This window comes from uncultured Brevundimonas sp., assembly GCF_963975535.1.
Classification (GTDB): domain Bacteria; phylum Pseudomonadota; class Alphaproteobacteria; order Caulobacterales; family Caulobacteraceae; genus Brevundimonas.
The window spans coordinates 175,969-200,950 of record NZ_CAXBHE010000004.1 but is presented as its reverse complement, the minus strand read 5'-3'; the positions used below and the strand labels follow the sequence as shown (position 1 = coordinate 200,950).

26 protein-coding genes and 1 tRNA gene are annotated in these 24,982 nt (G+C 68.9%); 14 read left to right on the top strand and 13 right to left on the bottom strand.

Annotated features, from left to right (window positions below; genetic code table 11):
* Positions 1 to 15 precede the first annotated feature (15 nt).
* The 4 genes from AACZ75_RS07230 (at position 16) to AACZ75_RS07215 (ending at position 3,113) form a co-directional block, all read left to right on the top strand.
* Entirely contained in the window at positions 16 to 921 is a 906-nt protein-coding gene (locus AACZ75_RS07230) for a tyrosine recombinase (RefSeq protein ID WP_339872113.1), read from the top strand.
* 88 nt (positions 922 to 1,009) lie between these two features.
* Positions 1,010 to 1,960 (top strand): acetyl-CoA carboxylase carboxyltransferase subunit alpha, encoded by a 951-nt coding sequence (locus AACZ75_RS07225; RefSeq protein ID WP_339872111.1) that lies wholly within the window; start codon positions 1,010 to 1,012, stop codon positions 1,958 to 1,960.
* 86 nt (positions 1,961 to 2,046) lie between these two features.
* Positions 2,047 to 2,640: a response regulator gene (locus AACZ75_RS07220; protein ID WP_339872110.1), complete on the top strand. Its 594-nt coding sequence runs from the start codon at positions 2,047 to 2,049 to the stop codon at positions 2,638 to 2,640.
* On the top strand, positions 2,637 to 3,113 hold the full coding sequence (locus AACZ75_RS07215) for a chemotaxis protein CheE (protein WP_339872109.1): 477 nt from the start codon (positions 2,637 to 2,639) through the stop codon (positions 3,111 to 3,113). Before AACZ75_RS07220 ends, AACZ75_RS07215 begins: the two co-directional genes overlap by 4 nt.
* Here the strand turns inward: AACZ75_RS07215 and AACZ75_RS07210 are convergent.
* The 4 genes from AACZ75_RS07210 to AACZ75_RS07195 all read right to left on the bottom strand — a co-directional run bounded on the left by AACZ75_RS07210 (position 3,110) and on the right by AACZ75_RS07195 (position 7,049).
* A complete protein-coding gene (locus AACZ75_RS07210; RefSeq protein WP_339872328.1) occupies positions 3,110 to 4,873 on the bottom strand; it encodes an ABC transporter ATP-binding protein/permease in 1,764 nt (587 codons plus the stop codon). The genes AACZ75_RS07215 and AACZ75_RS07210 overlap by 4 nt on opposite strands.
* A 174-nt stretch (positions 4,874 to 5,047) precedes the next feature.
* Positions 5,048 to 6,256, bottom strand: a complete 1,209-nt coding sequence (locus AACZ75_RS07205; RefSeq protein ID WP_339872108.1) for an acyl-CoA dehydrogenase family protein — start codon at positions 6,254 to 6,256, stop codon at positions 5,048 to 5,050.
* 108 nt (positions 6,257 to 6,364) lie between these two features.
* The gene (locus AACZ75_RS07200) at positions 6,365 to 6,670 is read right to left on the bottom strand and encodes an SCP2 sterol-binding domain-containing protein (RefSeq protein WP_339872107.1); all 306 of its coding nucleotides are present in this window, start codon (positions 6,668 to 6,670) and stop codon (positions 6,365 to 6,367) included.
* Positions 6,671 to 6,701: 31 nt separating this feature from the next.
* Complete coding sequence (locus AACZ75_RS07195; protein ID WP_339872105.1) at positions 6,702 to 7,049, bottom strand: hypothetical protein; 348 nt, start codon at positions 7,047 to 7,049, stop codon at positions 6,702 to 6,704.
* Positions 7,050 to 7,896: 847 nt separating this feature from the next.
* Here AACZ75_RS07195 and AACZ75_RS07190 point away from each other — a divergent pair.
* Positions 7,897 to 8,214: an autorepressor SdpR family transcription factor gene (locus tag AACZ75_RS07190; RefSeq protein ID WP_339872103.1), complete on the top strand. Its 318-nt coding sequence runs from the start codon at positions 7,897 to 7,899 to the stop codon at positions 8,212 to 8,214.
* Complete coding sequence (locus AACZ75_RS07185; RefSeq protein ID WP_339872102.1) at positions 8,211 to 8,837, top strand: hypothetical protein; 627 nt, start codon at positions 8,211 to 8,213, stop codon at positions 8,835 to 8,837. Before AACZ75_RS07190 ends, AACZ75_RS07185 begins: the two co-directional genes overlap by 4 nt.
* 144 nt (positions 8,838 to 8,981) lie before the next feature.
* Here AACZ75_RS07185 and AACZ75_RS07180 read toward each other — a convergent pair.
* Positions 8,982 to 9,073, bottom strand: a tRNA-Ser gene (locus tag AACZ75_RS07180).
* A gap of 130 nt (positions 9,074 to 9,203) precedes the next feature.
* Between AACZ75_RS07180 and AACZ75_RS07175 the strand changes: the two genes are divergently transcribed.
* Genes AACZ75_RS07175 through AACZ75_RS07155 form a run of 5 tightly spaced genes read left to right on the top strand, consistent with a single transcriptional unit; the run spans position 9,204 to position 14,895 of the window.
* Positions 9,204 to 10,805, top strand: a complete 1,602-nt coding sequence (locus AACZ75_RS07175) for an exopolysaccharide biosynthesis polyprenyl glycosylphosphotransferase (RefSeq protein WP_339872101.1) — start codon at positions 9,204 to 9,206, stop codon at positions 10,803 to 10,805.
* A gap of 13 nt (positions 10,806 to 10,818) precedes the next feature.
* Positions 10,819 to 12,270 (top strand): lipopolysaccharide biosynthesis protein, encoded by a 1,452-nt coding sequence (locus AACZ75_RS07170; protein WP_339872100.1) that lies wholly within the window; start codon positions 10,819 to 10,821, stop codon positions 12,268 to 12,270.
* Positions 12,267 to 13,208 carry a glycosyltransferase gene (locus tag AACZ75_RS07165; protein ID WP_339872099.1) on the top strand — a complete coding sequence of 314 codons (942 nt, stop codon included), beginning with the start codon at positions 12,267 to 12,269 and terminating at the stop codon, positions 13,206 to 13,208. Before AACZ75_RS07170 ends, AACZ75_RS07165 begins: the two co-directional genes overlap by 4 nt.
* Positions 13,205 to 13,948, top strand: a complete 744-nt coding sequence (locus AACZ75_RS07160) for a polysaccharide deacetylase family protein (protein ID WP_339872098.1) — start codon at positions 13,205 to 13,207, stop codon at positions 13,946 to 13,948. Before AACZ75_RS07165 ends, AACZ75_RS07160 begins: the two co-directional genes overlap by 4 nt.
* On the top strand, positions 13,945 to 14,895 hold the full coding sequence (locus AACZ75_RS07155; RefSeq protein ID WP_339872097.1) for a glycosyltransferase family 2 protein: 951 nt from the start codon (positions 13,945 to 13,947) through the stop codon (positions 14,893 to 14,895). Before AACZ75_RS07160 ends, AACZ75_RS07155 begins: the two co-directional genes overlap by 4 nt.
* A 9-nt stretch (positions 14,896 to 14,904) precedes the next feature.
* On the opposite strand, the gene AACZ75_RS07150 is transcribed toward AACZ75_RS07155, so the two are convergent.
* Positions 14,905 to 15,603, bottom strand: coding sequence for a hfsB (locus AACZ75_RS07150; RefSeq protein ID WP_339872096.1), 699 nt, complete (start codon positions 15,601 to 15,603; stop codon positions 14,905 to 14,907).
* A gap of 49 nt (positions 15,604 to 15,652) precedes the next feature.
* Positions 15,653 to 17,098 (bottom strand): chain-length determining protein, encoded by a 1,446-nt coding sequence (locus AACZ75_RS07145; protein ID WP_339872095.1) that lies wholly within the window; start codon positions 17,096 to 17,098, stop codon positions 15,653 to 15,655.
* A gap of 129 nt (positions 17,099 to 17,227) precedes the next feature.
* Here AACZ75_RS07145 and AACZ75_RS07140 point away from each other — a divergent pair, with 129 nt between their 5' ends.
* The gene (locus AACZ75_RS07140) at positions 17,228 to 17,977 is read left to right on the top strand and encodes a polysaccharide biosynthesis/export family protein (RefSeq protein WP_339872094.1); all 750 of its coding nucleotides are present in this window, start codon (positions 17,228 to 17,230) and stop codon (positions 17,975 to 17,977) included.
* 9 nt (positions 17,978 to 17,986) lie between these two features.
* Here AACZ75_RS07140 and AACZ75_RS07135 read toward each other — a convergent pair whose 3' ends face one another.
* Positions 17,987 to 18,295: an SEL1-like repeat protein gene (locus tag AACZ75_RS07135; RefSeq protein WP_339872093.1), complete on the bottom strand. Its 309-nt coding sequence runs from the start codon at positions 18,293 to 18,295 to the stop codon at positions 17,987 to 17,989.
* A 191-nt stretch (positions 18,296 to 18,486) separates the two neighbouring features.
* Positions 18,487 to 19,206, bottom strand: coding sequence for a glutathione S-transferase N-terminal domain-containing protein (locus tag AACZ75_RS07130; protein WP_339872092.1), 720 nt, complete (start codon positions 19,204 to 19,206; stop codon positions 18,487 to 18,489).
* Between the two features lie 175 nt (positions 19,207 to 19,381).
* On the opposite strand from AACZ75_RS07130, the gene AACZ75_RS07125 reads away from it, so the two are divergent.
* Positions 19,382 to 19,927 carry an RcnB family protein gene (locus tag AACZ75_RS07125; protein WP_339872091.1) on the top strand — a complete coding sequence of 182 codons (546 nt, stop codon included), beginning with the start codon at positions 19,382 to 19,384 and terminating at the stop codon, positions 19,925 to 19,927.
* A 162-nt stretch (positions 19,928 to 20,089) separates the two neighbouring features.
* Positions 20,090 to 21,031 (top strand): RcnB family protein, encoded by a 942-nt coding sequence (locus tag AACZ75_RS07120; protein ID WP_339872090.1) that lies wholly within the window; start codon positions 20,090 to 20,092, stop codon positions 21,029 to 21,031.
* Positions 21,032 to 21,095: 64 nt separating this feature from the next.
* Here AACZ75_RS07120 and AACZ75_RS07115 read toward each other — a convergent pair whose 3' ends face one another.
* The 4 genes from AACZ75_RS07115 to gatA form a co-directional block, all read right to left on the bottom strand.
* A complete protein-coding gene (locus AACZ75_RS07115) occupies positions 21,096 to 21,389 on the bottom strand; it encodes a hypothetical protein (RefSeq protein WP_339872089.1) in 294 nt (97 codons plus the stop codon).
* Between the two features lie 2 nt (positions 21,390 to 21,391).
* Positions 21,392 to 22,906, bottom strand: coding sequence for an Asp-tRNA(Asn)/Glu-tRNA(Gln) amidotransferase subunit GatB (gene gatB / locus AACZ75_RS07110; protein WP_339872088.1), 1,515 nt, complete (start codon positions 22,904 to 22,906; stop codon positions 21,392 to 21,394).
* Between the two features lie 44 nt (positions 22,907 to 22,950).
* Entirely contained in the window at positions 22,951 to 23,334 is a 384-nt protein-coding gene (locus AACZ75_RS07105) for a DUF559 domain-containing protein (RefSeq protein WP_339872087.1), read from the bottom strand.
* 168 nt (positions 23,335 to 23,502) lie between these two features.
* Entirely contained in the window at positions 23,503 to 24,981 is a 1,479-nt protein-coding gene (gene gatA / locus AACZ75_RS07100) for an Asp-tRNA(Asn)/Glu-tRNA(Gln) amidotransferase subunit GatA (RefSeq protein WP_339872086.1), read from the bottom strand.
* Position 24,982 lies beyond the last annotated feature (1 nt).

The window sequence follows — 24,982 nt, the reverse complement described above, 5'->3', positions numbered from 1 at the left end:
GAATGGCGGGTTTTCGTGAGCACCCCGCAGATCGAAGCCTTTCTGGAGATGATGGCGGTCGAACGGGACGCCTCGCCGCACACGCTGTCGGCCTATGGGCGGGACCTGGCGGACGCCGAGGCCTGTCTGTCCAGGGACGGCGGACTGATGGCCGCCGATGCAGCCGCGATCGAGGTCTGGTTCGCGGGCCTTGCCGCACGCGGACTGTCGCCAGCGACGACTGCGCGGCGACGCTCGTCCATTCGCCAGTTCTACCGATTCATTCTGGCCGAGGGCTGGCGGACCGATGATCCGTCCCGCCGCCTGGACGCCCCCAGACGGGCGCGGTCCCTGCCCCGCACCCTGTCCATCGTCGAGATCGGCCGACTGATGGCAGCGGCCTCGGCTCGCGACGGGAGCAGTGGTGTGAGAATGGTCGCCCTGGTGGAGCTGGCCTACGCTTCGGGTATGCGGGTCTCGGAGCTGCTCAACCTCAGGGTCGAATCGGTCCGTAGGGACCCCGCCTTTGTGATCGTGCGGGGCAAGGGCGGCAAGGAACGACTTGCGCCGCTGAATGCCGCGGCACGCGAGGCCGTTCGCGTCTGGCTGACCGTGCGTGACGCGGGTCGCAAACCCGGCATACCGGACAGTGTCTGGCTGTTTCCGTCCGGGCGTGGCCGCGGTCATCTCACACCGCGACGTTTCGCACAGATGCTGGATCAGGCCGCCGTTACTGCCGGGATCGAACCGACCCGGGTCAGTCCCCACGTTTTGCGCCACGCCTTTGCCACCCATCTGCTGGAAGGTGGGGCCGACCTGCGGGTGGTCCAGACCCTGCTGGGTCATGCCGACATTGCCACGACCCAGATCTATACCCATGTCACCTCCGATCGGCTCAGTCGGGCCGTGCAACAGAATCACCCGCTGGCGCGGGAAGACTGACGCCTCACTTGCCCGCGCGCGATTGCCCCACTAGGTTCCGCCGCCTTCCCGTGGCGCATCTGTCGCGCCTGCCGCACCGGACGCCTTCATGGCCACCCACTACCTCGAGTTCGAAAAGCCGATCGCCGATCTGGAGGCCAAGATCGAGGAATTGAGCCTGCTGTCCACGACGTCGGGTTCGTTCGAGACCGAGATCGAGGGCCTGCGCCGCAAGGCCGAGCAACTCCGCACCAAGACCTACGCCAACCTTGACCCCTGGATGAAAACCCAGGTCGCGCGGCACCCGCAGCGCCCGCACCTGATCGACTACATCGATGGCCTGTTCACCGACTTTGTTGAACTGCGCGGCGATCGACAGTTCGGCGACGACCAGGCCATCCTCGGCGGCCTGGCCCGATTCCGCGGCGAGGCTCTGGTGATCATGGGCCACGAGAAGGGCAATGACACCGAGTCCCGCCTGAAGCACAATTTCGGCATGGCCCGGCCGGAAGGCTATCGCAAGGCCGTGCGCCTGATGGACATGGCCGAACAGTTCGGGCTGCCGGTCCTGACCTTCGTCGACACCGCCGGGGCCTATCCGGGGCTCGGTGCCGAGGAGCGCGGCCAGGCCGAGGCCATCGCCCGCTCGACCGAACGCAGTCTGACCCTTGGCGTCCCCTCGATCGCGACCATTACCGGCGAGGGTGGATCCGGTGGCGCCATCGCCATTGCCGGTGCCAGCCGCGTGCTGATGCTGGAACACTCGATCTATTCGGTCATCTCGCCCGAGGGGGCGGCCGGGATCCTGTGGCGTGACGGGGCGCGGGCACGCGACGCCGCCATGGCCATGAAGATCACCGGTCCCGACCTGATCGGACTGAAGATCGTTGACCGCCTGATCACCGAACCCTGTGGCGGAGCCCATACCGACCCGGATGCCGCCGTCGCCGCGGTCGGGGAGGCGCTGGCTGAGGAGTTGCGCGATCTGTCGGGCCTGTCGCCCGACGCCTTGCGACGGCATCGTGCCGACCGGTTTTACGCCATCGGCCGCGCAGGTTGAACCGTTAACCCCCTCGCCACCCAAGAGGGATAGTTATCGAACCAGGTGGCGGAAGCCAGTTGTCAGATCTCAGGGGTTTCCGCTCGATGAGTGGTTTCGATACCTCCCTCCGGGCCAGTTCCGTCGTCAATCTCAGCAGTGCTGTGACCATGGTCGTCGACGACTCCCCCTTCGCCCTGGATCTGACCTGTCAGGCTCTGCTCGGCTTCGGGATCCGCACCCGCTACGCCTGCCGCAGCGCCGCCGAGGCGATCCGCATTCTCAAGGAGTCCCCGGTCGATCTTGTGCTGGTCGACTGCGAAATGCCCGGCACGGACGGGTTCGAAATGGTCCGCTGGCTGCGTCGCTCCGGACTGGACCCCAATGCCTTCACGCCGATCATCATGACCGCCGCCCACCTGCGCCGCTCACGGGCCACCGAGGCGCGGGACTGCGGGGCCAGCTTCGTGATCGTCAAACCCTTCAGCCCGGTGACGCTGCTGGAACGCATCGTCTGGGTCTCGCGCGACCAGCGCCCGTTCCTCGAGGTCGGCGACTATTTCGGACCGGATCGGCGCTTCCGCGACGGTTCCCCGCCCGGTGACGAGCGCCGCGAGCAGATGATCCGCAAGGCCGCCGCCCAGGCCGAGGCCGCCGCCCAGGGGACCGCCGAGGTGATTGAGAGCAGCGTCCCGTCATGACGGTCATCACGCACAAGCGCCGCAAGTCCCGCCTGACTGAAATGATCGACAAGCCCGGCGGCATCAGCATCGGGGCGGCGCTGGTTCAGGCCCAGGCCAATATCGAGGAACGGCGCGCGCCCAGCCTTGAAGCCCTGGCCGGGATGATCAAGGCCCTGCTGGCGATCCCGCGCCCGACATCCCTGGAAGACAATTTCAACCGGTTGATCGAGGTCTATCGCGGCAGCAATGCCATCATCGATATCGCCAGCCCGTTTGGCCTGAACCAGTTGTGCGAGGCGGCGAGCCACTTGTGCAACCTGGTCGATGCGGCCCCCGCCGGCGAGCTGTTCGACTGGCGGATTGTCACGGTCCACGCCCAGGCGATGCAGATGCTGCTGCGCCTGCCCGACGACGCCGAGGTGGAACGCCGGACCGTCCTGGCCGGCTTGCAGACGGTACGGAAACCCGGAAGCGCGACGCTGGAGGACTAGGGTCGGGTGCGCCCTCCCCGGGTCTGTTTGCGCCACAGGGCCGCATATTCGCCGTCAACGTGAGCGACCAGTTCATGGTGGGCCCCGCGCTCGACAATACGCCCGGCCTTGAGCACCAGAATCTGGTCCGCGTCGGCGATCGTCGACAGCCGGTGGGCGACGACCAGGGTCGTGCGACCGGTCCGCACCTTGCGCAGGGTTTTCTGGATCGCCGCCTCGGTGCGACTGTCGAGGGCGCTGGTGGCCTCGTCGAGGATCAGGATGCAGGGATCGGCCAGCAGGGCCCGGGCGATGCCGACGCGCTGACGCTCGCCGCCTGACAGTTTCAGCCCGCGTTCCCCGACCCGCGTGTCCAGCCCCTCGGGCAGGTCGCGCAGGAAGGCCGTCAGCTCGGCCGCTTCAGCGGCGGCCCAGATGGCGGCCTCGTCGGCATCGGGGCGGGCGAAGCCAATGTTGGCCCGGATGGTGTCGTTGAACAGGGCCACGTCCTGGGGCACCAGGGCCACGGCCGCGCGCAGCGAGGCCTGGGTGACCTGGCGCACGTCGTGACCGTCGATCAGCACCCGGCCCTCCTGGGGGTCGAGCAGGCGCAGGGCCAGCTTGACGATGGTCGACTTGCCGGCACCGGACGGACCGACCAGGGCGGTCGTGGTCCCCGGTGCGGCGCTGAAGCTGATGTTTTCCAGGCCATTGGCACGGGCATCGTGGCGGAAGCCGACGGCTTCGAAGGCGATACTGCCGCCGCTCTGGGCCGCGTCCCGCGGCAGCGGCACGGCGTCGGCGGCGTCGGCGACCTGCGGGGTCTGGCGCGTGACCTTCAGCATCTCCTCCATGTCGATGAAGGACTGGCGCACCTCGCGATAGGCGAAGCCGAGGATGTTCAGCGGCCCGTACAGGGAGATCATGATCAGCACGGCGGCCATCACATCGCCCGGCCCCATGCGACCGGCGGCGGCCTCGAACCCGGCCATCACGGCCATGATGCCGAGACCGAGGTTCATGATCCCGGCCTGGATGGTGTTGAGCAGGGCCAGGGAGCTGTTGGCCTTGAGGGCGGCGCGGGTGTAATCGCCAAGCGCCCGGTCATAGACCTGGGCCGAACGGGCCTCGGCTCCGAAGGACTTGACCGTCTCGTAGTTGAGCAGGGCATCGACCGAGACGCCGGCGGCCTCGGTGTCGGCGGTGTTCATGGTCCGCCGATGCTCCAGCCGCCAGTTCGACAGGGCGAAGGTCGAGGCGGTGTAGACCAGCACCACGACCACGGCGACGGCCCCGAAACGCCAGTCGTAGTGCGCCCCCAGCACCCCGGCGGCCAGAACCAGCTCAACCCCGGTCGGCACCAGGTTGAACGCCAGGATGCGCAACAGGAAGTCGACCGAGCGCGCGCCGCGCTCCATGGTTCGCGACAGCGACCCCGAGCGCTTGGTCTGGTGGAAGTCGAGCGACAGGCTGAGCGCATGGGCGAAGGTTTCGGTCGCGGCCCGGCGCTGGGCGGCGGAGCGGACCGGCGCGAACACCACATCGGCCAGCTGCGGCGCGGTCGAGGCCAGCATCCGCACCAGGGCCCAGCCGACCGCGAAACCGGCGAAGCCCCAGCCGAGGGCGACGGCCGTGCCCTGTCCCTGGGCCAGGGCGTTGACGGCGGCCCCCAGCACCAGCGGGGCCAGCACCCCGAGCGCCTTGCCGGTCAGGGTCAACAGCACGGCAGTCACCAGGCGCAATTTCAGCTGCGGCGCATTCGACCGACCGACCAGCCCCATCAGGTCCGCCAGCGCCTGAAGCGTCGACGGGCCTCTGGGCTTCAGGCCGGAATCGCCGGCGGCCGCAGCGGCCCCGGGGTCGCTGCGGTGACGTCCGGAGCGGCTACCATGCATCGTCATGCGGCGTCCTATGGACTGTGCCGCCCCGGACCGGAAGGCCCGATCCGGCCGGGATCAGCCGCCACGGCCGCCGTGTTTGGCATATTCGAGCCGGGCGATCGTACGGTTGTGCACCTCGTCCGGGCCGTCGGCGATGCGCAGGGTACGGATCATGGCATAGGTCTCGGCCAGCGGCGTGTCGCTGGAGACCCCGGCCCCGCCGAACGCCTGGATGGCGTCGTCGATAATCTGCAGGGCCATGCGCGGGGCCGCGACCTTGATCTGGGCGATCTCGGACTTGGCGTTCTTGGCACCGGCCTCGTCCATCATCCAGGCGGCCTTGAGCACCAGCAGCCGGCACATCTCGATATTGGTGCGGGCCTCGCCGATGCGCTGTTCCCAGACCGAATGCTCGGCCAGGGGCTTGCGGAAGGCGGTGCGGCTGAGCAGGCGCTGGCACATCAGTTCCAGGGCCACCTCGGCGGCCCCGATCACGCGCATGCAGTGGTGGATCCGGCCGGGTCCAAGCCGCCCCTGGGCGATCTCGAAGCCGCGGCCCTCGCCGGCGATCAGGTTCTCGACCGGGACGCGGACATTCTCGAGCACCACCTCGGCATGGCCGATCGGCAGTTCGTCATAGCCGAACACCGACAGCATCCGGTCGATGCGGAAGCCGGGCGTGTCGGTCGGGACGATGATCTGCGACTGCTGGGCGTGTTTGGCGGCGTCGGGGTCGGTCTTGCCCATGACGATCGACACGGCCACGTTCGGATGGGCCATGTTGGTCGACCACCATTTGCGGCCGTTGATCACATAGTGGTCGCCGTCGCGCTCGATCCGGGTCTGGATATTGGTGGCGTCGGACGAGGCCACCTCGGGCTCGGTCATCAGGAAGGCCGAGCGGATTTCGCCGGCCATCAGCGGCTTGAGCCAGCGGTCCTGCTGGGCGGCGTCGCCGTACATATGGAGGACTTCCATATTGCCGGTGTCGGGCGCGGCGCAGTTGTAGACCTCGGCCGACCACAGGGCCCGGCCCATCAGTTCGGCCAGCGGCGCATATTCCAGATTGGTCAGCCCGGCCCCGTGTTCGCCCGGCAGGAACATGTTCCACAGACCGGCGGCCCTGGCCTCGGCCTTCAGCTCCTCCATCACCGGTGGCTGCCGGCGGGCGTTCTCGCGCACCTGGGCCCGGTATTCGGCCTGGCGCGGCAGGACCCGGTCGTCCTGGAAACGGCGGACCCGCTCCTGCCAGTGCTGGGCGCGGTCGCTGGGCTTGAAGTCCATGGCATTCATCCTTCCGGACGACGACGACCGCGGCCCCGGCAGCGCCGGGGCCCGGCCCTCACCGCCAGTGGCGGTTGCTCGCTTCCCGACGCGGGAAGCGGGTCGACCTCAGCGCTTCAGCAGCGGGGCCAGTTTCTGGGCGATCATCATGTCGCCGGCGATCTTCAGCTTGCCCTGCATGAAGGCCATCATCGGGTCCAGCTTGCCGTCCGACAGGGCCATGAAGTCGTCCCAGGTCATGGAGACGGTGGCGTCGGCGGGCTTGTCCTCGTTGGTCACGGTGTTCGGGCTGGACGCGCCGTCGATATAGATCTTGCCGACATCGCCAAGGTCCAGCTTCACGGTCTTGCCGAGACCGGAATCGTCGCCCACGGCGCCGCGGATGTGTTCGGTAACCTGAGCCAGATCGGCCATGATTTCGTCTCCTGAGGATTGAACCCCAGACCTAGACCGCTCCCGCCCCGGTGCCAAGATCACCCGAGGTCAAGTTGGGGTCGGGGTCCTCGATTTGAGGCTCTGGAAGCCACGACGGTCGGGGGCGATCCAGCCAGGCCTCGGGCGGACGCGGATGACCGGAGGCGATGACATCCGCCTCGGCCTGGTCGAACTCGGGCGTGCCGCACCAGCGTGTGCCGTTGGCCCAGGCCGTGCGCCAGGCCTGGACATGGACAGCTTGGCGCCAGCGGGCGGCCTCGACGTATTGCAGCAACTCGGTGCGCATGGCGCGGAGCTCGGCCCGCGTCGGCTCACGCTGTGGATGATTCCGGATGGTCGCGGATCGGACCTTGGGCATGACGGACTCCTGGACAGGCCCTGATGATGGGCGGGATACCGGACAGGCCGGCGTGACACCCCGGACGACCGGGATGGTCGGGAAGGCATGCGGAGCGCCGGACCGCGGCCCGGAGTTCTGATGAAATACCGTTTCGGCCGGGGCCGATCGCTCCGCACGGAGAGTTTTCAGAAGCTTGCGTCGGGTGGCGATGTTTAGCGCCTTACCGCAGCGCCCCTGACGGGCGGGCCATGCTTGCTTCATGGTCCCGGGCCGGATGCGTATCCCCCGCATCCCTGACATCCGATCATCCCGATCAGACCCCGGGCGTCGCCTGCCTTGCGCTGGCAGACCGGAACCGGGCCCCCGCTTCTCCGCATCCCGCCGCCCAGAGCTCGCAAGGCCTCTGCGCCCTCCCCCACGACGAAACCGGGGTAGTATGGGGCTGGTTGGAACCAGGGCGGGAAGATTGGGGGCAGACAAGGTTAGTGAGTCGAATGGGAAGGGGTTTGGGGAGCGTTGATAGGGGGATTTTTCGCAAACATGTCGCATCGCGTCCCTCTCCCGGCGGGAGAGGGCTTGAGCGCACCCGAGCGTCAGCGAGGGTTCTGGCGCGAAAGGGAGAGGGCTTACGGTGCGAAACAGGTGGCACCGTACGCCCACACCCCGACCCCTCTCCCCCGGGAGAGGGGCTTGAGAAGGGCCGCACCGACCGTGCCTGAACAGATCGGGCTGACGCGCGCCGCTGGGTCCCCCGGTCTGCGCCGCGAAGGCGCGGCTTGCCGGAGGATGACGACAACATTCGATCATTTCGACATCCATCAAATTGTACTGGACATCACTTTGATGGTTAGCTAATCATCCAGACATGAGTACGATCTTCAAGGCCCTGGCGGACCCGACGCGGCGACGGATCCTGGAACTGTTGCGACGTCAGTCGATGACCGCCGGGGCCCTGGCAGCCGAGTTTCCGATCTCCGCCTCGACCATGTCGTCGCATTTCACGGTCCTGCGGGACGCCCATCTGGTCGTGTCGGAAAAGCAGGGAAAAACCGTCGTCTATCACCTGCAACTTTCCGTTCTGGAAGAGGCGTTGCTGGGCTTCGCCGACCTGCTGGGTCTGCAGCATCGCGCCACCGCGACGGCGGCGTCGCCGTCCGAGTCAAACAAGGAACCTCACCGATGACCGCATCCCCACATCCGGCACTCGGCCGATCGAGCTCGGTCGCCCTCGTCGTCCTGTTCCTCGCCTTCGTCGGGGTGGTGATCGCCAAGGAAACGGGCCAGATCGACGGGGTGATGGCCAAGCGTGGCGTGGGGGCCCTCCTGGGCCTGATCATGGTCGTGACCGGAAACTTCCTGCCCAAGCTGATCTTCCCGCTGAACCGCGCCGCCCCGGTCGGCGCGGCCGAACGTCTGTGCGGCTGGATCCTGGTGCTGACCGGCCTGGCCCTGGTCGCGGCCTTCGTCATCCTGCCGGATGCGGGTGTGGCCCTCCAGGGGGCGCTGATCGGCCTGGCGGGCTTCGCCGGGGTCGGCCTGACCCTGATCACCTCGGGCGGGTCCGCGCCGCGGGACGCGGCTGCCGACCGCGCAGAACCGGCCGGGATCAGCCCCGTGGCCCAGCGCAGCGCCAGGGCGCGGGTCAGCGCGATCTTCATCCTGCACGCCATCGCCTGGGCCCTGGCCATGTTCGTGGCCGATGCGATCTGGGACGATCCGGCGGCCATCTGGATGGTGATCGGCTTTACCATCGCCAACTCCCTGCTGGCCCTGGCCCTGCGGAAGCATTGGCGGCCGGTGGGGTAGAGGGCGGGGGCGCGACAAAACCCTGCGCCGGAACACCGTTGGCAAGCTCGACCCTCTCCCGGCGGGAGAGGGCTCGAGTCATGCCCCGCTCCCTGCCTGCGCAGGGATCAGCCGGTGTTTCGATCGCGAGGTTCGGGGAAGGTCTGGCGGAGACGCAGGGATTCGAACCCTGGGTACCCCTTACAGGGTACGACGATTTAGCAAACCGTTGCCTTAAGCCACTCGGCCACGTCTCCAGCAGGCACGGCAGATAGCCGAGGGCGCGGCGCGGCGCAACCGGGTTTGGGTGCCGGTGACGGCGGCAGCGTTAACGCGACAGTGAGGGCCGCTGTGCATGATCAGCGCGCATCCGACCCCCCGAGGCCCATGACCCAAACCGTCCGCCGCCGTTCCCCTGCCCGATCGCCCTCGCCGTCCGGCGAGTCGGCGAGGCTGGACGCCGCCGGCCTGCAGGCCATGGCGGCCGGGGCAGCCGGGGCGGACAACGATCCCGACGCCGACGGCGACAAAGCCGCCGCCGGGGCCGCCCGGCGCGGCCCGTTCCGGCCCGGGGTCTGGCTCAATGCCCGCGAGCGCAATACGGCGCGGCTGGCCGTCCACTATTTCCGCGCCTTCGACGTGCTGGCCGTGATCGCCGTCAGCCTGCTGTGCGCCTGGGCGGCGGTGCCCGGCAACCTGGCCGAGGCCCGGCTGTGGCAGGTGCTGCCGTTCGTGGCCGGCGCCGTCACCGTGCTGGCCCTGATGCGCTCGCTGGGCCTGTACCGCTTCAACCGCAGCCACCGGGTCGGCCTGCATCTGACCGCGGTGGCCGGGGTCACCCTGGCCGGGGCGGTCGCCACCCTCGGTCTGGGGGCGCTGATGCGCGGGGCCGCCGCGCCGTGGTCGGCCTATCTGGTGTGGACGGGGCTGATCCTGATCAGCCTCAACGGCCTGCACATGGGCTGGAGCGATCTGGTCAGTCGCTGGCGCGGGTCCGGGGCCCTGACGCCCAGCATCGTGCTGGTCGGGGCGACGCGTCATGCCGAGGGCCTGATCCGCGAGGCGCTGACGCGGCGCGACCTCAATGTGCTGGGCATTTTCGACGACCGGCTGGCCCGGTCGCCGCGCGCCATCGAGGGGGTGCCGGTGCTGGGCCGGGCCGACGATCTGCTGACCCATCACATGACCCCCTATGTCGACCGCATCGTGCTGGCCATCGACCCCAAGGCCGAGGCGCGGGTGCGCGACCTGACCACCCGGCTGCGGACCCTGCCCAATGAGGTGACCCTGCTGGTCGAGCCCGCCGACGCCGACTGGGGCAAGGCCGTCGACCGGCTGGCCCGGACCTCGCTGGCGCAGCTGGACGGGCCGGTCGACGACGAGCGCCGGGCCTTCAACAAGCGGCTGCAGGACCTGATCGTCGGCCTGACCGCCACGGTGCTGCTGGCCCCGGTCATGGCGCTGGTGGCGCTGGCCGTCCGGCTCGACGGCCCGGGCCCGGTCCTGTTCCGTCAGACCCGCCATGGCTTCAACCAGGAAGAGATCGTGGTGTGGAAATTCCGCTCGATGCGGCCCGAGACGGCCGACGCCACGGCCTCGCGTCAGGTTACCGCCGACGATGACCGCGTCACGCGGGTCGGCCGCATCCTGCGCTCGACCAGTCTGGACGAGCTGCCGCAGCTGCTGAACGTGCTGAAGGGCGAGATGTCGCTGGTCGGGCCGCGGCCGCACGCCATCGGCATGAAGACCGGCCATGTCGAATCGGCGCGGCTGGTGGCCGAATACGCCCATCGCCACCGCATCAAGCCGGGCATGACCGGCTGGGCCGCCGTCAACGGCTCGCGCGGGCCGCTGCATTCGGCCCAGGACGTGCGCCGCCGCGTGCAGCTGGACATCGACTATGTCGAGCGCCAGTCGCTGTGGCTGGACCTGTGGGTCATGCTGATCACCGTGCCCGTGCTGCTGGGCGACCGGCAGGCCATCCGTTGAGCGGGGCAGACTGATGTTCTGGCGCGGCGTCTGGGGCTATCTGCCGGCCAATATCGTCCAGGGGGTGGTCGGTTTCCTGGCCATCGTCATCTTCACGCGCGTGCTGAGCCCGGAGGATTTCGGTCGCTATGCGCTGGCCTATTCGATCCTGACGCTGAGCCATGTCGCGGTGTTCAGCTGGCTGGAGGCGGCCATGGCCCGGTTCTGGGCCGCCGAACAGACGCCGGACGGGCTCTCGGCCCATTTCGCCAGCCTGTACCGCACCGCCTTTCGCCTGACCCTGCTGTTCCTGCCGGCGGCGGCCCTGATCCTGTGGGTCTGGCCGATGGATCCGGGTTTCCGCACGGTCGTCGCCGTGGCGGTCGCCGGCATTCCGATCCGCAGTTTCGCCAAGCTGGCCATGGAGCGTTACCGGGCGGCGGGCGAGGTCACCCGGGCCGCGCGCCTGGACATGGCCACGACCGTCGGCGGGCTGGTCATCGGGGTGCTGTTCGCCCTGGGCGGGGCCGGCGGGGCCGCGCCCCTGGCCGGACTGCTGCTGGCCCCGCTGATCACCCTGCCCTTCATCCTGCCCGGCGAGCTGAGACACATCCGGGGCGCGCGCGTCGACCGCGTGCGGCTGCGCAGCTATGCCGTCTATGGCTATCCGATCGCCGCGTCGCTGGCCCTGGCCGTGGTGCTGTCGTCGACCGACCGGTTCCTGCTGGCCGCCTTCATGAACGAGGCGGCGGTCGGGGCCTATCATGCGGGCTACAGCCTCGCGAACCGGACGCTGGACGTGCTGTTCATCTGGCTGGGGGCGGCGGGGACCCCGGCCCTGGTGATGGCGCTGGAACGGGGCGGAGGCGAGCGGCTGAAGACGGCGGCGCGGGAACAGGCCGCGACCTTCCTGCTGATCGGCCTGCCGGCGGCGGCCGGGGTGGCGCTGGTGGCCGGGCCGCTGACCGAGGTGATGATCGGCGAGGACCTGCGCCGCGTCGCCGCCGCCATCACCCCGTGGATCGCCCTGTCGGCCCTGTTGTCGGGCCTGACCACCTATTATTTCCACCAGGCCTTCACCCTGGGGCGGCGCACCGGCCTGCTGCTGGCGGCGATGGCCGTGCCGGCGCTGGCCAATATCGGGCTCAACCTGCTGCTGATCCCGGCCTTCGGGGTGATGGGCGCGGCCTGGGCCACGGCGGCGAGTTTCGGCCTGGGTCTGCTGGCCTCGATCGCCATCGGCCGCCGGGTGCTGGCCCTGCCGGTGCCGTGGGAGACGCTGGCCCGTTGTGGCGTGGCCACGGGAGCGATGGCCCTGGCGGTCTCGGCCCTGCCCGCGCCGGGCGGCCTGATCGAACTGATGCTGGATGCGACGATCGGGGCCGTGGTCTATGCCCTCGTCGCCCTGACCCTGAATGCGGCAGGCGTCCGCGATGTGGCCGGGCGGATCCTTGCCACGGCCCGAACCCGGAGCGTACCGTCATGACCGCCAAAGGCCGCGTCTTTGCCAATCCGACCTGGAAGGTCGCCAGTCCGGTCGTGTCGGTATTGATTCCCTTCCTCCGCGACGATCCCTCGGCCCTGCTGATCCTGCTCAATGAGGAGGCCGGGGCCGTCGACGGCTCGGTCGAGATCGTGGTGCTGGACGACGGCACCCGTGACCCCGAACTGACCCGGCGGCTGACGGCCCTGATCAAGGGGATGACCCTGCCCGCCCGGCTGATCACCCTGCCCCGCAACGAGGGTCGTTCGATCGGTCGCAACCGGCTGGCCACGGCGGCCCGCGGGGGCAGCCTGCTGTTCCTCGACAGTGACATGCGGCCCGACTACCGGCGCTTCCTGCGCGACTGGGCCGATCTGGTCGCGCGCGAGGATCCGCCGGTGGCGTTCGGCGGCATCTCGCTGCTGCAGGCCCCGGTCGAGCCGCGCTTCGCCGTGCACCGCGCCATGGCCACCAAGTCGGAGTGCGTGGCCTATACGGTGCGCGCCCGGCAGCCCGAGAAATATGTCTACACCTCCAACCTGCTGGTGCGGCGCGACGTGTTCGCGGCCGAGGCCTTCGACCCGGGCTTCACCGGCTGGGGCTGGGAAGACGTGGAATGGGCGATGCGGGTGTCGCAGCGGTTTCGCGTGCTGCACGTCGACAATCCGGCCACCCATATGGGGCTGGATACGGTCGCCGACCTGGCCGGGAAATACGAGCAGTCGGCCCCCAATTTCGCCCGCGTCGTCGATCGCCATCCGGCCATCGTCAGCACCTATCCCAGTTATCGGGCGGCGCGCTTGCTGAAACGGCTGCCCGGACTGGGCCGGTTGCGCCCGCTGCTGCGCCGGGCGGCCGAGACCGAGGGGCTGCCGGTCGCCACCCGGGCCTTTTCGCTGCGCCTGTACCGGGCCGCCCTCTATGCCGGGGCCATCGCGTGACGCCCCAGCCCTACAGCGCCGACGCCGGCCTCGGGGCCAAGCTGCGCCGCCGTTACGCGCGGCTGGTGCACCGGCGACCCGCGCGGCTGGCGCTGACCCAGCCGACCGTCAGTTTTACCTTCGACGACGCCCCGGCCAGCGCGGCGACGGCCGCCGCCATCCTGGAACGCCACCAGGCGCGCGGCACCTATTATCTGTGCGCCGGCCTGTTCGACGAAACCGGCCACATGGGCCGCTACATCAATGCCGCCGAAGCCGCCGACCTGGCCGGGCGCGGGCATGAGATCGGCTGCCACAGCCACGGCCATATCGACGCCCACCGCGCCGGCGAGGTGGCCCTGCTGGCCGACAGCGAACGCAATGTCACGCGGCTCACGGCGCTCGGCGGCAGCGCCCGGCATTTCGCCTTTCCCTATGGCGAGGTCTCGCCGGTGGCCAAGGCCAGGCTGGCGGACCGCTACGGCTCCCTGCGCGGCGTCCATGCCGGTCTGGTCCGTGACGGGGGCGACCTGAACCAGCTGCCCGCCGTCGGCATCGAGGGCGACAGCGGCGAGGCCGTGGCGCGTCAGTGGATCGATCGTGCTGTAGAAACACACGCCTGGTTGATCCTGTTCACCCATGATGTCAGCGATACCCCGTCGCCCTGGGGCTGTACCCCGGCGGCCCTGGACCGGCTGGCGGCGCATGCGCGGGCCGCCGGCTGTGCGCTGAAGACCGTCGGGGAGGTGCTGGACCGATGACCCGTGCCGCGCCCGTCGCCGTCATCGTCCCGACCCTGCGTCGTCCCGAGGGGCTGGGCCGGGCGCTGGAGTCCCTGTTCGCCCAGACCGAGGTCGCCGATCGCCTGCGCGAGATCGTGGTGGTCGACAACGATCCGGCCGGATCGGCCGCCGCCACCGTCGAGTCCCTGCGCGGGCGGTCGCCGTGGTCGCTGGTCTATCGCCATGCGCCGGTGCCCGGTGTGGCCACGGCCCGCAATGTGGGACTGCAGGCCACGGACGCCCCGCTGATCGCCTTTCTCGACGACGACGAGGTCGCCGCGCCGGACTGGCTGGCCCAGTTGCTGGCGGCCCAGGACGAGACCGGCGCCGACGTGGTGTTCGGGCCGATTCGGGGCCGCGCGCCCGGGGCCGCCGACTGGCTGAGGCCCTACCTCGAGGACTTCTTCGGCCGGGCGGGCCCCGCCTCGACCCGGTTGATCGACCAGCCCTATGGCTGCGGCAACTCGCTGATGCGGCGCCGGACCGCCCTGCCCGGCCCCGCGCCGTTCGACGTGGGCGCGGACCAGGCCGGGGGCGAGGATGACGCCCTGTTCGCCGCCCTCGCCGATCGCGGCGGCCGGTTCGGCTGGGCCGCCGGAGCCTGGGTCGACGAGATCGCCCCCGCCCACCGGGCCACGCTGCGCTATGCCCTGGCCCGGGCCTTCGCCTTCGGCCAGGGGCCGAGCCAGACGGCGGCGGCGCGCCGGGACTGGCCGGCCGTGGTGCGCTGGATGGCGGTCGGGGCCGTGCAGATGCTGCTGTGGACCTGCGCCGCCGTCCCCTATCTGATCGTGCGCAGTCCGCGCCGGGCCTGGGCCCTGGACCGGCTCGCGCGTGGCCTCGGAAAACTGTTCTGGATGAAGGGGCTGGAGCCCCATTTTTATGGAACACGCGAACTGGCCAGGCTCGACGCCGCCGCGCGCTGAATCCGTCGGTCAGCCGGTCAGGCGCGTCAGGAAGCCGGGCGCGCGATAGGTTGAGCGGTTGACGACGACGCCCGCGATCCGCCCGCCGACCGCCTCGATTTCGTCACGCAGGATCATCGGGTCGGCGGCCCGGGTCGACTCCGACACCACCAGAATCGTCGCATCGACGAACGGGGCCAAGGTCAGGGCCATGTCACTGCGATCCGTCGAGGGCGCATCGATGACGATGGTGTCGGCATGTCTGCGCAGCGCGTCCCAGTAGCGCGGATCGGCGACCGCCTCGGCCCGCTGTCCCGAGCGCAGGCGCGTGGTGTTGAACCGCGATACCCAGAGGCGTCCGCCCAGACAGGACCGCGCCGTCAGCAACCGGGCCGGTGAGACGGGACGGCCGTCCGGTCCCGTCACGCGCGGGGTCACCGCGAAGAAGCTGGATCCGTCGGGTGAGGCCTGGGCCGGACGACCGAGGCGACCGAAGCGGTCCGGCTCGTCGGCGATGGCCTCCAGCTGGCCCTGCTGGGCCAGATCCCCGTCGATCAGCCACACCGGCCGACGGGCCCGCACGGCGGCGAGGCGGGCGTATTCCCGGGCGACGGTCGAGGCCCCCTCGCCGGAATTGGCGGCGACGACCTGGATCACCCGTCCGCGATGCGACGGGGCCGGCCCCAGTGCCGCCCAGAGGCCGGCCATTTCGGTTGTGAGATCCACCATCGAATCGATTACGCGCCTAACTCGCCAGGCCACAGACTAACATGCGGACTCACCGGGCCTTCACCGGCGCGACGGCCAGCACGGGCATTTCCAGGGTCCGGCCGACCGAGCCGGCGGTCGCGAAGCTGCGCCGGGTGAAAATCCGCAACAGGCCGACGCACAGGGCGGTGAAGCCGGCGAACAGGAAGACGACGATCAGCAGCGGTGCCTTCAGGCTCTTGCCGCGGGTCGGGGCCTGGGCCCGTTCGATGACGGTGACATTGTCGGCCCCGGCCCTGACCAGGGCGCTGTCGGCGCGGCTCTGGGTCGCCCGCTCCTGGAAGTCGCGGATATTGGCGGTCAGCACCTCGCGGTCGCCGGCCAGGGTGGCGTTGGTCGATTCGATCTGGGTCAGCAGGGCCTGGCGCGACCGCAGCTCGCCGACCTGGCGGTCCAGTACGGCCAGACGCGCCCCGAGCGAGGCGGCCTCGGCCGCGGCGGCGATCCGGTCGCTCTCGGTCTGGATCCAGACGGGATTGGGGCCGGTGCGGACCTCCTTGGCCCCCACGGCGGTGCCGGTGCCGACAAAGGCCTGCAGCTGGGCGATCTGCTCCTCTATGTCCTTCACCGGCTGGGCGTCGGGCTGGTAGCGTGACAGCAGCTGTTCGCGCTGGGTGCGCAGCTGCAGCACCTGATCCTGGGCCGCGATGTTGAGGTCCTGCTGCAGGGTGACCTGGGCCGGGATCGCCGCCTGCTGGGCCTGCAGGGTCGACAGGCGCTGGCGCGCCTGGTTCAGCTGGGCCTGAACCGACAGGCGCTCGGTGAACACCGTCTGGTAGGTCGCCGCCAGCGTCGCCTTCAGGGTGGCGAAATCGCCGATGTCGTTGGAGGTGAGAAACGCCTCATAGGCCGAATCGGCGCTGGCCAGTTCGTCCTCGAACACCTGACGCTGCTGCTCGATGGCCGGGGTCTTGTTGTCCTGGAACACTTCGCGGCGATAGGTCAGATACTGGGCGATCACGGCGTTCAGCACCCGGGCGGCGGTCTCGGGATCGTCGCTCTCATAGCTGACACCGATGATGGCGCTGCCGGGCGTGGTGCCGACCCCGAGGCCGGCGTCCAGCACCTTGAGGGCGTCGGTCTGGCGTTTGGCGGGGGTCTCGCTGGACGGCTTGTCGCCGAGGAAACTGTCGACGCCCAGGGCCGCGACCGTGCGCTGCTTGACCTCGAGACTGTTCAGGATCGCGGCCTCGGATACGGCGACCGCGTCGGCGTCCGGGGCCTGGCCGCGTTCGGCCGTGCCGACCCGCGGCTGGTAGACATATTCCTGGCCGACCCCGGCATAGACCTTGCCGGTCGCCGTATAGGTCTTCTTCAGGGTCAGAACCGCCGCCGTGCCCAGCACGAAGATGAGCAGAAAGACCAGAATCATCGGCAGCAGTTCGCGGAACAGCAGCCCCACGATGTCGAGGAGTCCGTAGCGCGGGCGGGCTGTGGCATAGGCCGTCGTGCGCATGGGCGGCTGGTGATTCCATCTGGTCGCGGTGACTGTTGTCCCAGACTTGACCCAGCGGCGTTAACCACTGGTTACCCATAAGCGGAGACCCTGTGTCGAACGCGCCCGTCCGTCACGGATTCCTGACCCATGCCCATCGACCGCCGCCTGCTTCTGCTGTCCCTCGGTGCCGCCGCCCTCAGCGGCTGCGCCAGCGAGAACGGCGGCCGCATGCCCCTGCCCGCGGCCGGAGCCGCCGGCGGGCGGGTCCAGCCGGTCGAGGCGGCCGGCTTTCCCGAGATCGCCTTCGCCGACTGGACCGAGGCCGAGCCGGAATATCTGCTGTATCCGGGGGACGAGATCGAGGTGGCCACGCCGACGGCGGCCGAATTGACCCGGACCCAGAAGATCGGTCCCGACGGCCGAATCGCCCTGCCGCTGATCGGCCAGGTCATGGCCGCGGATCGCACGATCGCCGAGCTGGAATCGGATGTGGCCGGGGCCTATGCCTCGCAGCTGCTGCGGCCCGTGGTCGAGGTCACCCTCAAACAGGCGGGGCCGCTGAAGATCTGGGTGGACGGCGAGGTCCGGACGCCGGGCGTCTATGACATGCCGGGCGATATCGACGCCTATCAGGCGGTGATCATGGCGGGCGGCTTCCTGCCGACGGCACGCCAGAAGGAGGTGGCGCTGATCCGGCGCGGCCCCGGCGGCGTGCGCATGATGCGGGCCGCCGATCTCAGGCCGCGTCGCGGCGATATCATCGCCCTGCGCCGCGGCGACATCCTGTTCGTGCCGCGCACGACCCTGGGCGAGGTCGCCAATTTCGTCACCCAGATCCGCAACGCCCTGCCCGTCGGCTTCACCTATGCGATCAACGGGCAGTATCAGTCGTTCTGACGGCGCAGATCAGGCGGCCAGGGTCACCACGCCGGCATCGATCCAGCGGCGCGCGGCGCGCTGGGCGTCGGCGATCTCGTCCTGTTCCATCTCCAGCGACATCTCGCGGCGATAGATCCGGGCCTCGGTCGAGCCCTTCATGGCCGCCAGGTTGAAGATCATATGGGCCGAGACCCGATCCATCGGGCAGCCGGCCTGGCCGGTTGAGTACATCATGCCCAGACGAAACAGGGCATCGCCATCCATGTCCGCGGTCGGCAGAGGCAGGGCGGCCTCAACTTCGATCTCGATGTCCGACGCCAGTTCTTGCGCGTTCATAACCGTATCCTCCGGACGACGGCCGTTCTGGCCCCGTCTCCTGAGGCCTGATCAAATACCCGCGGTTTGAAGTTAAAGTTAACAGCGGCGGGTCGATTCGATCTTTTAAGTAAAGCAAAGATAAAGACTGTCGCCCGGGTTCAGACCTGAGAAACTTATTGGAAATCTTGCGGTTACACCTTCCCGGAAGGTTAACGTCCGCGCTGGCCGAACAGGATCTTGCGCGCCGCCTCAGCCGACCGACCGGAGGCCGCCAGATTGCGGCGCATCTCGTCGCCGACGGCACGGCCCGCGATCACCGCCGGACGCGCACCGACCCGGTCCATCCAGGCCCTGAGGTGGGGGAAGGCCTCGAGCGACTGGCCCTGGTGTTCGGGCAGGATCCACGGCCAGGCGGCCATGTCGGCGATCGAATAGTCACCGGCCAGATAGTCGCGGTCGGCCAGGCGACGGTTCATGACCCCGTAGAGGCGGTGGGTCTCGTCGGTGTAGCGGCGCACGCCATAGGCGATCTGGCGCTGGTCGCGGATCAGGGCCGGGGCGTACTGGCGGAAATGATGGGTCTGGCCCGCCATCGGTCCCAGACCGCCGACCTGCCAGAACAGCCACTGGTCGATCTCGACCCGGGTGCGGACATCGGCCGGATAGAACTGGCCGGCCTTGTTGCCCAGATACTGCAGGATGGCCCCCGACTCGAAGATCGACAGCGGCTGTCCGTCCGGGCCGTCGGGATCGACGATGGCCGGCATGCGGCCGTTGGGACTGATCGCCTGGAAGGCCGGCTCGAACTGTTCCCCCGCGCCGATGTTCAGCAGCTTGACCACATAGGGCAGGCCCATCTCCTCGAGGGCGATGGAGACCTTCCAGCCGTTGGGCGTGGGCCAGTACCAGAGTTCGATCGGTCGGGTCATCAAGGGGGTCCTGAGGCGGTCCCCTGATCTGGGGCGTTGGCAGCCCCGGCGCAACCCGGCCGGGGGCAGGCTGACCGGCTTGTTCAGCGCCAGTTCATTTTGCGCTTGCGACCCTTCGGGGCATTCAGGAGCCGGACCCCCAGACCCGCCCCCGGCCCGCCACGGGAGAATCCGCATGAACCGCCTTGCCCGGGCTGCCGTCATCGCCGTCGCACTGACGACCACGGCCGCCCCCCTCGCCGCCGAGGCCCAGAGCCGCCGCGACCGCCACGAACAGCGCCAGGATCGCCGCGATGATCGCCGGGATCACCGTCAGGACCGCTGGAACGACCGCCGCGACCATCGCGCCGACCGCCGCGATCATCGCTGGGAAAACCGCCGCGACCGCCGCGACTACCGCGCGCACCAGCGCTGGGACCGCACCCACCGCGACTGGTATCGCGGCCGGAGCGATTTCCGCGACTATCGCGGGGTCCGCAACGGCTACTGGTACGCGCCGAGCTACGGCTACTACCGGGTCAACCCGCGCTACACCCGTCACCGCTGGCAGCGCGGCCATACCCTGCCCGCCGCCTACCGCGGCTATTATGTGCGCGACCCCTATGTCTACGGCCTGCGCCCGGCCCCGCGCGGCTATCGCTATGTCCACGCCGGCAACGACATCGTGTTGATGGCGGTGGCCACCGGCCTGATCATCAGCGTGCTGTCCGGCGCCTACTAGCCGGTCAACCCCTGTCGGATCAGCCCCCACGGACCCGGTCCGTGGGGGCTTTTTCATGCCGGAGCCACGCCGTGACCCGGCATTATCGTTCAGTTAAGGTTCATGCGCCGGGCGCGATCCTGTCATCGAGCCGCCCGTTACGGGTGTGCGGGGAAAGAGACCATGAAACGCAATCTGATGGTGTTCACCGCGATCGCCTCCCTCCTGCTGCCGCTGGCCGCCCCTGTGGTGGCCGCCGCCCAGGATCGTGGTGAGCGTGGACGACAGGCCCAGCGCGAGGGCGAAGGCCGACCGCAACGGGGCCAGACCTATGTGGAACGTCGCGCCGCCCAGGCCCAGGCCGAGCGTGACACCATGCCGACGCCGGAACCGGAGCGTCGCCGGGAACGTCGCGACGATCGTCAGGACCGTCCTGACCGTCCGCAGCGTCCGTCCGAGCCGCAGCAGCCGCAGCGGCCCGACCGGCCGAACCGCCCGAGCCAGCCCCAGACACCGGACCGTCCGACCTCGTACGACCGGGGGGACCGCTACGACCGGTCCGGCCCCGGGCGGGATCAACGGCCCAGCCGCCCCGACACCCGGCGCGATGACCGTCAGGACCGCCGAGGCGACAACCGCTATGACCGGCGCGACGAGCGCCGGGACGAACGTCGCTATGATCGTCGCGATGACCGCCGCGACGACCGCCGGGATCGCCGGGGTGACAGCCGGTACGAGCAGCGGCACGACCGCCGCGAGTACCGGGAGTTCCGCAACCGCTTCAACAGCAGCCAGTGGCACAGCAACTGGAACCGGAACCATCGCTCCGACTGGTGGCGCAACGACCGGCGGTTCCGCAGCTATACGGGCGTCCGCATCGGCTTCTATTTCGCGCCCGGCCACGGCTACTACAGCGTGCCCCGCTCCTACTGGGGCCAGCGCTGGCGGGTCGGGGACTATCTGCCGTCCATGTTCTGGCGCTACCAGCTGGACGACTGGCGCACCTTCGGTCTCGGCTATCCGCCGGCCGGAACGCGCTGGGTGGTGGTCGACAACCAGATCTATCTGATCGACCAGTACGACGGCTACATCATCGACGTCATCTACGACGCCTGGCGCTGGTAGTCCCGCCGCCCTGAACGAAGGCCCCGCGGAGCGATCCGCGGGGCCTTTTTCATGGTTTCAGACTTCAGCCCACCCGACGCCAGCGCAGGGGTTTGCCGGTGTCGCGGACGACCTGGCCGACGGCTTCGAGGTGCAGCTGGGCGCTCTTGATCCACCAGCCCTGGGTCGCGCCGGGGAAGTCGGTGTCGGGCATGACGGCCCGCGCCGCCGCGATCATTTCGGACTGGTTCAGGCCCGGGGCCTCGGTCGGAAGCACGGCGAGCAGCCCGTCGCAGGCCTTGCGAAACTTGACCGCGTCCACCCGGTGGACCTTGCCCGGATGGTTGACGTTCAGCGCCTCGAAGATTTCGCCCGCCATGATCAGAGCCCCAGTTTGGCCTTCAGGATGTCATTGACCGAGGCCGGGTTGGCCTTGCCGCCGGTGGCCTTCATCACCTGACCGACGAACCAGCCGATAGCCTGGGGCTTTTCGGCGACCGCGGCGGCCTTGTCCGGGTTGGCGGCGATGATCTCGTCGACGGCCTTCTCGATCGCCCCGGTGTCATTGACCTGGACCAGACCGCGGGCCTCGACCACCTGACGCGGCGAGCCTTCGCCGGCCCAGACGTGGTCGAACACCTCCTTGGCGATCTTGGAGGAGATGACCCCCTCCTCGAGCAGGGCCACCAGTTCGGCGACATGGGCGGCCGGCAGCGGGCTCTGCGAGAAGTCGAGATTGTCGGCGGCCAGACGGGCCGACAGTTCGTTGGTGACCCAGTTGGACACCAGCTTGGCGTCGCGGCCCTTGGCGGCGGCCTCGAAATAGTCGGCCTTGGCCTGTTCCGAGATCAGCACCACGGCGTCGTATTGCGACAGGCCGTAGTCGGCCATCAGCCGCTTGCGCTTCTCGTCGGGCAGTTCCGGCAGGGAGGCCCTGATGTTGTCGATCCAGGCCTGTTCCAGCTCGAGCGGCAGCAGGTCGGGGTCAGGGAAGTAGCGATAGTCGTTGGCCTCTTCCTTGGAGCGCATCGAGCGGGTCTCGCCGGCCGTGGGATCGTACAGCCGGGTCTCCTGATCGACCTTGCCGCCGTCCTCGAGGATCTCGATCTGGCGGCGGGCCTCATGGTTGATGGCCTGGGCGATGAAGCGGAACGAGTTGACGTTCTTGATCTCGCAGCGCGTGCCCAGATGGCTGAAGTCGCCGGTGGCGCGGAATTGCTCGTAGCCACCGACGCGGCAGACCGAGACGTTGACGTCGGCGCGCAGGTTGCCCTTCTCCATGTCGCCGTCACAGGTGCCCAGATAGACCAGGATGGTGCGGATCTTCTTGACGTAGGCGACCGCCTCTTCCGGGCTGCGCATGTGCGGCTTGGAGACGATCTCCATCAGGGCCGTGCCGGCGCGGTTCAGGTCGACATAGGATTCGGTCGGCGACAGGTCGTGGATCAGCTTGCCGGCGTCCTGTTCCAGATGCAGGCGTTCGACGCCGACGGTGAAGAAGGTGCCGTCCTCGGCCTCGACCTCGACCTCGCCCTCCCCGACGATGGGGAAATACAGCTGGCTGATCTGATAGCCCTGCGGCAGGTCGGGGTAGAAATAGTTCTTGCGGTCGAACTGGCTGCGTTTGTTGATCTGCGCCTTCAGGCCGAGGCCGGTGCGCACCGCCTGTTCGACGCAATGGCCGTTCAGGGTCGGCAGCATGCCGGGAAAGCCCGCGTCGACCAGCGACACCTGCTCATTGGGCCCCGCGCCGAAGCCGACGGCCGCGCCAGAGAACAGCTTGGCCTTCGAGGCCACCTGGGCGTGGATCTCCAGCCCCATGACGATTTCCCAGGCCCCGGTGCGGCCCTGGATGAGGTTGGTGGGGGTGGTGGCGGTGGTGTCGGTGTCGGTCATGGTCTTCTCTTACCCCTCTCCCATCGGGAGAGGGAGGGGCCCGTTCAACGAAGTTGAACGGGAGGGTGTGGGGTTACGGTGCCGGCCAGTTTCGCGTGGGCGCGGATGGTATCGAGGACCGTGTGCAGACTCGTCATCACCTCTTCATTGCGAAACCGCAGCACAGCCCAGCCGTGGGCCTCGATCTCCTGCTGGCGGACATGGTCGTTCAGCTGATTGTCGTCCTCGTCGTGAACCGCGCCGTCCAGCTCGACGACCAGCCTCAGGCTTTCGCAGGCGAAATCCGCGAAATAGCGGCTGATCCCGTATTGCCGCCGGAATTTCAGCCCGTCCAGCCGCTTGCCCCGCACGGCCTTCCACAAGGTTCGTTCAGCCAGGGTTTGCCGTCGCCGCAACACCCGCGCGAATTCGGCCCGGTCCCGCGTCAACGTCCCTCTCCCGAAGAACCCTTCTCCCTTGGGAGAAGGTGGCCCGAAGGGCCGGATGAGGGGTTACGGTGTGGCCGTCAACGCCGACCGGCCAGACCGTAACCCCACTCCCTCCCACGCCTTCGGCGTGGGCCCCTCCCTCTCCCTCAGGGAGAGGGATTCAGCTCATCACCACCACGTCTCCGGCCTGGCGACGAACCCGGCCGCGTCTTCCAGCACACTGGCCACCTTGAACACGGTCGCCTCGTCGAGCGCCTTGCCGATGACCTGCAGGCCGAGCGGCAGCCCGCCGCTGTCGACGCCGGCGGGCACCGAGATGCCCGGCAGGCCGGCGAGGTTGGCGGTGACGGTGAAGATGTCGTTCAGATACATCTGCAGCGGGTCGATCTGCCTGTCGCCGATCGCAAACGCCGCTGAGGGCGTAGAGGGCGTCAGGATGGCGTCGACCTGGCCCCAGACCTTGTCGAAATCCTCGGCGATGCGACGCCGGACCTTGAGGGCGCGGACATAGTAGGCGTCATAGAATCCGGCCGACAGCACATAGGCCCCGATGATCAGGCGGCGTTTGACCTCGCCGCCGAAGCCTTCGGCGCGGCTGGTCTCGTACAGGTCGGTCAGGCTGGTCGTGCCCTCGGCGCGGTGGCCGAAGCGCATGCCGTCATAACGGGCCAGGTTGGAGGAGGCCTCGGCCGGGGCGATGATGTAATAGGCCGGCAGGGCGTATTTGGTGTGCGGCAGGCTGATCGGCACGATCTCGCAGCCGGCATCCTTCAGCCAGGCGATGCCCTGATCCCACAGCTTCTGGATCTCGGCCGGCATGCCGTCGACGACGTATTCTTTCGGCACGCCGATGCGCAGACCCTTGACCGACTGGCCGAGCGAGGCGGTCCAGTCCGGGGTCGGCACGTCGAGGCTGGTGGAGTCGCGGACGTCGAACGAACACATCGACTGCAGCATCAGGGCGGCGTCGGCGACGGTTTTGGTGATCGGTCCGGCCTGGTCCAGCGAACTGGCGAAGGCGACCATGCCGAAACGGCTGGCGCGGCCATAGGTCGGCTTGATCCCGACGGTGCCGGTGAAGGCGGCGGGCTGGCGGATCGAGCCGCCGGTGTCCGAGGCCGTGGCGGCCAGGCACAGGTCGGCGGCGACCGAGGCGGCCGAGCCACCCGAGCTGCCGCCCGGCGTCAGGTCAGCGTTGGAACCGGTTGATTTCCATGGGTTGACCACGGGACCGAAGGCGCTGGTCTCATTGGACGAGCCCATGGCGAACTCGTCCATGTTCAGCTTGCCCAGCATGACCGCCCCGTCGCGCCACAGATTGCCGCTGACGGTCGATTCATAGGGCGGCACGAAGCCGCGCAGCATGTTGGAGCCGGCCGTGGTCTGGACCCCGTCGGTGCAGAACAGGTCCTTGATCCCCAGCGGCGCGCCCTCGAGGACACCGCCCTGCCCCTTGGCCAGTCTGGCGTCGGCGGCGCGGGCCATGTCGATCGCCTTGTCGGCGGTAACCGTGACGAAGGCGTTCAGGGTCGGGTTGGCGGACTCGATGGCCGTCAGGAAGGAGCGGGTGATCTCTTCGGAAGAGAACTGCTTCGCCTTGAGGCCGTCCACGGCGGCCTTGAGGGTGAGTTTGGTCAGGTCGCTCATG